A 9,759-nucleotide genomic window follows, 5' to 3' on the forward strand; every position below is an offset into this window, starting at 1 on the left:
TTTATCAGTAGATGATGATCTCGTCGGTGAACATAAATCCACGTTGTTCGTTCTTCGCGTGGATGCGCACGTAACGTGCCTGCTGCTGGTTGAGATTGAATTTAAAATCTTTAAAAGCCAGTGTAGACAAGGTGACCGGGACATCATTGTTGACCTGTTGTACCGTCCGGAAGTTTTGACCATCATCTGATAGCTGCACTTCCACCCATGCCGGGATATAAACGCCGGGTCCGGTCAGTTGCATAAAATTGAGGGACAGGCTATGCAGCGGCGTTACTTTTCCCAGGTCCACCGTGACGTCCATGTCGCCCAGAAACCCTTGCCACTGGCCGTCTCCGTAGGTCAGCGAACCTTTGTATCCGTTCACTAAAGTGGCCTCGCGCTGTGCTGCGTATTTTTCGTTGTAGGGTCTGTTATAGATCACTTTTTTGCCCAGTGCGATATGATCGTCTACTGCCAGCACCGCTGGTTTGCCTTGCAGCACTGTGTCCTGGAAGATGGCAGCCGTTACCACAGCGGAGCCTTTTACCATAAAGCGGCCGTTGTACAACGTTGACTGTGGAGTAGGCGTGGAGCCGTCCAGCGTGTAACGTATCTGTGGCTGATATTGTTCCGTGCTGAAAGTGATGGCCGCTTCATGCTGTGCGGTATTGATTTCCGGATGGATGTTCACCGCGTAGGAGGGTCGGTAATAGTTTACGTTTAGCCGTTGCAGTAAGAGGTAGTGGGACTGTATCCGCCGATGGAAGTCTTCCCAGTTTTTATGCAGCGTATCTGACCAAACGACCTCGGATAATGCTATCACCCTGGGATAGGACATGTATTCCAGGTGGTAGGAATTAGGGATGTATTCCGTCCAGATATTGGCTTGTGCGCCCAATACATGTTTTGCTGCCGTGCTGTCCAGCTCCCGGGGCACCGGTTCATAACTATACACTTTTTCCAACGGAAGGAATCCGCTGATAGCTTCCGGTTGTGTAACGGGATCGGCCTGATAGCTGTCGAAATAACAATAGGCGCCGGGCGTCATGACCACGTCGTGGCCGGCTTTCGCTGCCGCGATACCGCCGCTTTCACCGCGCCATGACATGACGGTAGCCTCCGGAGCAAGGCCGCCTTCCAGTATCTCGTCCCAGCCGAGCAGTTTGCGATGGCGGGAGATCAGGAATTTTTCCATCCGGCGGATGGCGTAGCTCTGTAATTCTTTTTCGTCTTTAAGATGTTCCGTGTGGATGCGCTGCTGGCACCTGGGGCATTGTTTCCACGCTTTGGTGGAAGCTTCATCGCCGCCGATATGAATGTATTTGGAAGGGAAGATGGCTATTACTTCGTCCAGTATGTTCTGGAGAAAATAAAATGTTGAGTCATTACCGAGGCAGAACTCTGAATTTTTATAAGGGATACCGGAGCAGGAGAACTCAGGGTACATGGCCAGCACTTCTTCTGAGTGGCCGGGCATTTCTATTTCCGGCACCACGGTGATTCCCCTGGTTGCGGCATAGGCCACGATTTCCTTTGCTTCCTGTTGTGTATAATATCCGCCGTAGGCGTTAGGGTCGCCTTCATGGGAATAGCGGCGGTCGCCTTTTCTCCAGTCTTTCCAGTTGCCGGCGGTGCGCCATGCAGCCTGTTGGGTCAGTGCCGGATACTTTTTGATTTCCAGCCGCCAGCCGGCTCCGTCGGTGAGATGCCAGTGGAAAGTGTTTATCCGGTAAAGCGCCATCAGATCGATAAATCGTTTGATGTATGTCGCCGGGAAAAAGTTGCGGGACACGTCGAGATGTACGCCGCGGTATCCGAAGCGTGGTTGGTCTGCGATGTCTGCGCAGGGCAGCAGCGAGCGGTCTGGCTGCAGCCAGCTGAGTTGTACGATGGCCAGCGCGGCGTTGATAGCGCCGGCATTGCTGCGGGCATCGATGGTTACCGCTGTGGGAGAGATCCGGATGCGGTATCCGTCGGGATGGAGTATAGCGTGGGCGTTCGCCTTTCTGAAGATAATGGTGGAACGGGTTTTTCCATTGGCGGGGAAGGCGCCCATTTCTTTCAGCAGCTGTGTGGCCTGACGGAAATCTTTTCCCGGGAAAATAAGTCCCTGGCCGTTGAGATGAAAAAAGCCGGTACCTGCCGTCACCTGTGTGGGACGTGGGACCAGGTCGAGGTTACCGGTATACTGCGCTTTCCCTGGCAGCACACTGCATGCTGTCAACAACAACACACTGACACAATACTTAAACATAAGCCTGATAAAATTAAAGGACAATGATAGGGAAAGAATTACAAAAAAGGGAATGGCGGGGTGTCTTAAAAGCAGAAAGCATAAAGCCCGGAGGCCTTATGCTTTCTGCAACAGGAGTATTCGATTACACTTTTATCTTACCACGGTCACTTCGCCTTTGATAACATTGGAAGCGCCGCCGGCTACTTTTTTGTAGGTGAGCCACCATACGTAGGTGCCGATATCTACCGGGCTGCCCTTGAACTTACCGTCCCATCCTTTGTGGCTGTCGGAGGAGATGAAGATCAGTTCGCCCCAACGGTTGAAGATCCGCAGTTCGTAGTCGAACATAGGTCCGCGTACTATTGGTCTGAACACATCGTTCCGTCCGTCACCATTTGGTGAGAAGGCGTTCGGGAACTGCGGTTTCGGTTCGCACTGTGTGAAGTTGACTCTGATGTCGTCTGTTGCGCTGCCGCAATCATTGAACACGGTCACTGTGTAAGTGCCACCATTGGTAACCTGCAGGGTGGGCGAGGTGCTGCCGTTATCCCAGCGAACGCTGGTGATGCCGTTGCCCTCAGCGCGGAGTGTCAGGGTTTCGCCTATACACATCACGGTATCGTTGCCCAGGTTGATTTTCGGTACACCGGTGATGTTTACGTTCACGCTGTCGAGATATACCCGTTGGCAGAAGCGGTCCATCACGGCCAGTTTGTATTTGCCGGCCTGGCTTACCTGTTTGACAGGGTTGGTGTCGCCATCGTTCCAGAGGTAGGATATTGCGTCTGTGTTGGTGCCGTTGAAGGTAACGGTGCCGTCAGGGCAGATGTTCCTGTCAGGGCCGAGGTCTACCTGGATACCCGGTTTCATTCTTACGTTAACGGTATCTTTTACCACGCAGTTGTCTCTGCTTACAGCCACCCAGTAACCGCCAGGTTTATTGACGATGATGGAGTTGCTGGTTTCGCCTGTCTGCCATTTGATGCGGCCGCCGTTGGAAGTAACGGTGAGCATGATGGACTGGTCAGGGCAGATCGCAGTGTCGCGGCTCAGGGTGATGTCCGGTGGCGGATTTACGCTCACTTTCACGGTGTCGATAGTGATACAGGCGCTCTTCATCACTTTCACCCAGAATTGTTCCTGTGTGCTGACAAGGATAGAAGAGGTGGTAGCACCGGTGCTCCAGAGATAAGTGGCGCCGTCTACATAAGCGTCCAGTTTCACGGATTGGCCACGGCAGATGGTGGTGTCCGGAATGGTTACCAGCGGAGTGGGGATGAGCCCTACTTTAATGGTATCGCTGGTGATACACTGGCCGTTGCTGACGTTAACCCAGTAAGTGCCTGCCTTGGTGATCTTGATCCGTTGTGTTGTTTCACCGGTAGACCATTTGATGGTGTAGGCAAAGTTGGAAGCGCCTGCATCGAGTACGAGGCTGTTGCCGCCGCAGATGGTGGTGTCTTTGCCGAGGTCGACTACCGGTTTCTGAATGTAATTCAGCTGGTAAGTCATGGTATCGGAAGAGCAACCTGTTTTACCGTCCGTCATGATGAAGGAGGCAGAAGTCGCACCGTTCAGGTTGAACTGATTGCTGCGTTGTGTCAACGGCAGGCCTGTTACTGCGTTGGCAGGTGTTACCGCCACCAGGGTAAAGGTTGGCAGGTTCACGTTGCCTACCGGTTGCAGGGCTACTCTCGGGTTATCGGAGCAGTTGGCCGGCAGGGTAGCGTTCAGCTGCGGTTTCGGACAAGGTTTGATGATGATGCGTTGGATAACATCGTTGGCTTTGTTACCGCAGGCGTCTGTGATGCTCCATCTTCTAACGATCGTATAGCCGTTACAGATGTCTTTCACAAACGGATCCTCGCTGTATACTGCTTTTTTCGGGAAGGCCGGGTCACAGTTGTCGGTGGCGGTTAAGGTCACCGGCGCCGGGATCGGGTCCTGACAGTAGATGGTCACATCTGCCGGGGCAGGCATGATCACTGGTCTGGTGGTATCCTGTACGGTTACTACCTGTTTTACCGTTGCGATGTTACCGCAAGCGTCTTTCGCGGTCCATGTTCTGATGATGCGGTAGTTGTTGCCGCATGCGCCAGCGATGGTTTCTGTAATAGTTTGACGTGTTACGGTCAGACCGCTGCCGTTGGTGCTGCAGTTGTCCGTAGCTGTCACATTGGTAACAGGGGCGGGGATAGCATCGCAGTTCACCGTGGTGTCTCTTGGAGGCAGTACGGTGAATACCGGTTTAGTAGTATCCTGTACGCGGATGGTCTGCTGCATGGTGGCTTTGTTGCCGCAATCGTCAGTCGCTGTCCAGGTACGGATTTCCAGGTAGTTACCGGCGCAATCTCCCGGTGTTCTTTGTGTTTTGGAGCTGGTGATCACCTGGATGCTACCGGAGCAGTTGTCTGTAGCGGAGATCACTGGCCATGCCGGTACTTTATCACAATCTACCACAGTGTCTTTTGGCGCAGGCATGGAGAATACTGGTCTGGTGGTGTCCTGTACGCGGATGATCTGTTGTACAGTGCTACCGTTGCCACATTCATCCAATGCTGTCCATTTGCGGAAGATGGTGTAGTTGCTGTTGCACATGCCTGCCTTGCGAACGATAGAGTCTCTGGAGGCAACGGTGATGATGCCTGGAGTACAGTTATCAGTAGCGGTCAGGTTGATGCCGGCCGGTACTTTATCGCAATCCACAGTAGCGTCAGCTGGTGGCTGCATAGTGAATACCGGAGCAGTCATGTCTTTCACGGTGATGATCTGTGTCAGTGTCACGCCGGTGTTGCAGGCATCTTTCGCTGTCCAGGTGCGGATCAGCTGGTAGTTATTGCCGCAGGCGCCCGGGATGTCTTTCCGTACTTCCACCACAGGGATAGTGATGTTGCCGGAACAGTCGTCTTTTGCGATCAGATCTACTTTCGCAGGCACCTTGTCACAGTCAACAGTAATGTTGGCCGGAGCAGGGGTGATGAACACCGGTGCTTTGGTGTCCACGATGGTGATAGTCTGAGACGCTTTGGCAGACAGGCCGCATCTGTCGATGGCAGTCCATGTACGGGTGATGGTCGTGAGACATGGTGAAGTGACGGTGGTCACATCATTATAGGTCACACTCAGGGACACGTCATCATAAGGTGCGTGGCTGAACACCGGTTTACCGAAGAGGGCAGTGTAGTCTTTACCCTGTACACATTCAGTAGTGATAGCAGGAGGTTCAGACACTGCGAACGGTGCTTTATTGACAACGGTGATTTTCACCACGTTGCTGATGTTGTTGATACATGCACCAGAGGATACCAGTCTTCTGTACCAGATATCTGCGGACAGCTGACCTGGCTGATAGGTATCAGTGGTAGCGCCCGGAATGTTGGTGAACGGTCCGGCTGCACCGGCAGTGCTTTGTTGCCATACGTAAGTGTAGGTGCCGTTACCTCCGGAGAGGGCGTTGCCACGGATAGCGCCTGGCGTTTCAGTCATACATACCGTTTGGTCCGCCAGGATGGTATTGCCCAGAATCGGTTTACGGTTGATCAGTGTAACACTGGAGCTGGTGGCAGCACATTTACCGTTGCTTACTACCCATGTCAGCTGTGCTGTTTCACCGGCAGGTACGGTAATGGTTGCTTTTCTGTCAGTGGCGTTGCTGATAGTGATCAGCGAAGCGTTGTTGCTGGTGACTACCCATACGCCTTTGGCGCCTGGTACGCCCGGATCGCTGGCATTCATAATGAAGGTAGCGTCGTTGCAATGTTCCTGGTCAGGGCCGGCGTTAGCAGCTACCGGTGTCAGGTAGTTGATCAGGGTCACATCGTCCCAGGTGGAGCTACATACACCGTTGGTGATGGTCCAGCGCAGGGTTACGGTATCGCCCGGATTTACTTTCACTTTTGACACAGGGCTGTTGATAGACCTGATGACAGCTGTTCCTTTGATGATAGACCAGAAACCTGTTGCGCTCGGTACGCTTGGAGCGTCAGCTGCGAGGGTGAAGTCCATCAACTGGTTACAAGCTTCCTGATCGGGGCCTGCGTTGGCATCGAGTGCTTTCGCATAGTTGATCAGTGTCACCTGGCTGGAGGAGCTGGCACATTTGCCGTTGGCGATGGTCCATTGAAGGATAACGGTATCGCCTACGGGCACTTTCACTTTAGTGGCCGGGTTATTCGGCTCGTAGATAGTAGCTCTGCCTGGTACACGGCTGATATCTGTCCAGGTGCCTGTTGCACTGGAGGAGCCGGGTTGATTGGCGTCCATTACAAAGTCGGCATTGGTATTACATTTTTCCTGGTCAGCACCGGCGTAGGCAACGGCAGCTGCTTTGTAGTTAATAATAGTTACTCTGCTGGAAGTGGTTTTACATGTACCGTTGGTGATGGTCCATTCCAGTACCACGGTGTCGCCAACGGGCACTGTTACAGCGGTCAGCGGGTTGGTCGGTTGTTTGATCACCGCTCTTCCCGGTATACGGCTGATGTCTTTCCACATTCCTGTAGCAGTTGGTACGCTTGGCGCATTGGCGCTCATCACGAAGTCGCCTGCCTGGTTACATGCTTCCTGGTCCGGACCGGCATTGGCGTCTGCTGCGGTAGCGTAGTTGGTGACAACCACGTTGTCTGAGGTAGCCGCGCAGGTACCATTGGTGATGGTCCAGGTGAAGGTTACAGTGGTACCGGCTTTCACGGTCACTTTGGTTTTAGCGTTGTTTGGCTGATCGATGGTAACACCGGTAGTAGTAGAGGCTGTCCATGTACCGGAAGCGCCAAACTGCGTAGGTGCGTTACCGTCAAGGGTGAAGTTTTCATCATCACAATGTTCCTGATCAGCACCGGCATTGGCAACGGCAGGCGTTTCGTAGTTGGTCAGCACTACATCGTCGCTGGTCACTGCGCAGACACCGTTGGTGATGGTCCAGGTGAAGGTGGCCGTTTCTCCTATCGGCAGGTATACGTTCGTTACCGGCTGGTTCGGATTGCGGATGATGGCTTTCGGGTTGTTGGTCGTCCAGGTACCGGTTGCGCCGGCAGCTTTCGGATCATTACCTTCCAGCTTCAGGTCTGTTGTAATGTTACAGAAAGTTTTGTCTTCTCCTGCATTTGCTTTGGCAGGTAGTTCGTACACAATTACTTTGGCAGAAGCGCAGGCAGTGTTACCGCAGGCGCCGGTGCTTTCAGCACGTACAAACCATGTAGTGGTGACAGATACATTTTTAAAGGTTGCGGTCCGGCCGTCTGCGCTGATGGCATCAGGAGTTACCGCTGTGCTGCCGGCAGTTCCCGGGCAGCCGTTGATATACCATTTCCAGGTAGCATTGGTGGCACCGTTTTCATCTGTGCCAAGGCTGCCACCCTGGATAGTCAACACTACGTCTCCTTTGTCGCAAATCTCAGCTGCATTCACACTGATGCCGGTAGGCGGTGTGGAAGGCTGCATGATTTTCACAGAGAAGTTTTTAGTGAATACGCAACCTGCATTGTTGGCGTCCTGAACGGTCAGTACGAAATCGTAGGTGCCAGCTGCTGTGGTAGCAGGGTAGGTTACCTTGATAGTACCAGCACCGGTCCATGCAGCGTCCACGATGTCAGTGAAGCCAGGCAGGGCGTTGGTAGCAGCAGCTTTGATAGAGTACTTGGTAATGTTACCGGTCGGGTTAGACAGTACCAGGTTGAAAGAACCGTCTGCGTTACATACCGGCGGCACAGCTGCTACGTCTACCGTTGGTGCGGCATTGAGGACCAATTTAATAGTGGAGGTGCTGTTGTCGCACACGCCATTGCTGATAGTCCATGTTACCGTTACTGTCTGCGGCGTGCTGGTGGTCAGTGTTGCGATAGCATCCGGAGCATTTGGATTGCTGAAGGACACGCCGGTACCGGACCATGTACCTGTTTCGGTAGGTTTCGGTGCGTTGGCGTGCAGCTGGAAGACGTTATTACCGCACTGGGTGATATCGCTGCCTGCTTTGCTTTCTGTGAGCGCTTCGGTGTTGGTCAGGATGATCTGATCAGAAGCGGTACAGGAAGACTTGAAGGTGTTGGTCACTGTCCATTGCAGTGTCACGGATTTACCCGCAGGCACGCCTGTTACAGTGGTAGTGTAGTTGTTTGGATTGGTGATTTGTGCACCGAGGTCAGCTCCTACAAAAGTCCACACGCCTTTCTGATCGACGGCGGGCTGGTTACCTGTTACGGTGAAGTTGCCCTTAGCGCATTGTTTAATTTCGGGATCACCGGCATCAGCAGTCGGCATAGACCTCACTTTCACGGTCACGTTGTCGGTTACGGTACAAGCGCCGTTGGTCACGGTTACCGCATATACGTTATCACCAACTTTGGTAGGCGTGTGAGAGAAGGATACTTTGCCGTCAGCAGCAGGGAGGGCGGTACCATCAAGAGTCCACTTGATAGTGTAACCGGTATTGCTGTTGTCGATGCTGAGGGTAGTGGCCTGGCCTTCGCAGATCTCATCCGGGTTAGCGGTGATCTTCACGTTCGGCTTGCCATCAATTTTCACAGAGAAGTTTTTAGTGAATACGCAACCTGCGTTGTTGGCGTCCTGAACGGTCAGTACGAAATCGTAGGTGCCAGCTGCTGTGGTAGCAGGGTAGGTAACCTTGATAGTACCAGCACCGGTCCAGGCAGCGTCCACGATGTCAGTGAAGCCAGGCAGCGCGTTGGTAGCAGCTGCTTTGATAGAGTATTTGGTAATGTTACCGGTCGGGTTGGACAGTACCAGGTTGAAAGAACCGTCTGCGTTACATACCGGCGGCACAGCAGCTACGGCTACCGTTGGTGCGGCATTGAGGACCAATTTAATAGTGGAGGTGCTGTTGTCGCACACGCCATTGCTGATCGTCCATGTTACCGTTACCGTCTGCGGCGTGCTGGTGGTCAGTGTTGCGATCGCATCCGGAGCATTTGGATTGCTGAAGGATACGCCGGTACCGGACCATGTACCTGTTTCGGTAGGTTTCGGTGCGTTGGCATTCAGCTGGAAGACGTTATTACCGCACTGGGTGATATCGCTGCCTGCTTTGCTTTCTGTGAGTGCTTCGGTGTTGGTCAGGATGATCTGATCAGAAGCGGTACAGGAAGACTTGAAGGTATTGGTCACTGTCCATTGCAGTGTCACGGATTTACCCGCAGGCACGCCTGTTACAGTGGTGGTGTAGTTGTTTGGATTGGTGATTTGTGCACCGAGGTCAGCACCTACAAAAGTCCACACGCCTTTCTGATCGGCGGCAGGCTGGTTACCTGTTACGGTGAAGTTGCCCTTAGCACATTGTTTAATTTCCGGATCACCGGCATCAGCAGTCGGCATAGACCTCACTTTCACGGTCACGTTGTCGGTTACGGTACAAGCGCCGTTGGTCACGGTTACCGCATATACGTTATCACCAACTTTGGTAGGCGTGTGAGAGAAGGATACTTTGCCGTCAGCAGCAGGGAGGGCGGTACCATCAAGTGTCCACTTGATAGTGTAACCGGTATTGCTGTTGTCGATGCTGAGTGTAGTGGCCTGGCCTTCGCAGATCT

At 53.2% G+C, this 9,759-nt stretch carries 2 protein-coding genes; both read right to left on the reverse strand.

Annotated elements, in window-relative coordinates; all coding sequences use genetic code 11:
• Nucleotides 1–4: 4 nt before the first annotated feature.
• Nucleotides 5–2,236 carry a family 20 glycosylhydrolase gene (locus tag HGH92_RS33035; protein WP_168875099.1) on the reverse strand — a complete coding sequence of 744 codons (2,232 nt, stop codon included), beginning with the start codon at nt 2,234–2,236 and terminating at the stop codon, nt 5–7.
• Nucleotides 2,237–2,368: 132 nt separating this feature from the next.
• A partial coding sequence (locus HGH92_RS33040; RefSeq protein ID WP_168875100.1) for a gliding motility-associated C-terminal domain-containing protein occupies nt 2,369–9,759 on the reverse strand: 7,391 nt, incomplete at its 5' end.

The sequence above is a fragment of the Chitinophaga varians genome, from assembly GCF_012641275.1.
Classification (GTDB): domain Bacteria; phylum Bacteroidota; class Bacteroidia; order Chitinophagales; family Chitinophagaceae; genus Chitinophaga; species Chitinophaga varians_A.

Excerpts from the sequence above, each read along its gene's own strand:
- HGH92_RS33035 (WP_168875099.1), bottom strand. The coding sequence starts at position 2,236 with ATGTTTAAGTATTGTGTCAGTGTGTTGTTGTTGACAGCATGCAGTGTG.